We start from the raw sequence: 971 nt of genomic DNA, 5'->3' as shown, positions 1-971 counted from the left end.
GGAGTTTTTCGTCGATAATACCGCCGTTCTCGCCGAGACCGTGATATAACTCAAATACGTTATAACCAAGCGCGACCATTGGTAGAATGTCGATATTACCGTTATTGAACTGGCCCGAGAAAGTGGTCAAAGAAGTGCCGACCGGAGACGCACCAACTAGGTTAGCAAGCTTCAAACTTTGTGGATCTTCGTTAAGAACCGAGATCTTTTTGCCGCTAAATTCTTCAACTGAGTCAATATTTCTGTCTCTTACGAATAGGTAAACAGAACCAACAGGCAAAGTACCAACCATCTCGTAATTACCATTCGTAAGTAGCTTGCCAACTTTCGGGTTAGTCAAGGCCTTTAGAACGATACCAAGCTGCTTCTCGTTGTTGATGCCACCAATTGCATCCAAGGTACCACCAAATGGAACGTATGGGCTACTCAATATAGAGGTAAGAAATACACCATCACACATACCGGCTTTAAAATCATTAGAGGCAACTTTTTCATCGGTAAAAGCTTCCAAATGGATATCTAGACCCCAAGGAATAGCTTTTGCTTTCAAGTCAGCGAAGAATGTCATTGCAGGACCGTTTTTTCCAACCGGGTCGTACATACAGAACTTTTTCTTTTCAAGTGCAGAAGCTGTGGCAGCAGTCGACAGCATTACTAGCGCAAGTATAATTCGACGAAATGTCATAATGTTTCCTTAATCCTCATTAATTGTTTGATGTGTAAGAACGTTCTTTTCTTATCGTTATTATGGTGCGAATAATAACAAAGACATGTTCGAAAAGAGACATCAAAATTGACTGCTAGTCACAAAAATAGATTTAAATTTTGGCAATATTAATATTTTCTTGTAAATACAATTGCTTACCATTTTCAGAGAGGAGTTGTTAAATTTGGTTAGCTGTTTTTCATATCTGCGTTAAAGAAACTTTCAAGCTCCTTGGACTTAGCTTGAGCGTCCTTGTATCCGAGAG

The 971-nt window shown here is 39.8% G+C and carries 1 protein-coding gene; it reads right to left on the bottom strand.

Going from position 1 to position 971, the window contains the following annotated elements; translation table 11 throughout:
- Positions 1-685 (bottom strand): putative solute-binding protein (locus tag A3757_RS23190; RefSeq protein WP_231878362.1); only part of this gene is annotated, 685 nt, incomplete at its 3' end.
- Positions 686-971 lie beyond the last annotated feature (286 nt).

Source organism: Oleiphilus sp. HI0117, assembly GCF_001635235.1.
The sequence above is the reverse complement of the archived record's forward strand: the minus strand, read 5'-3'. Positions and strand labels throughout refer to the sequence as shown.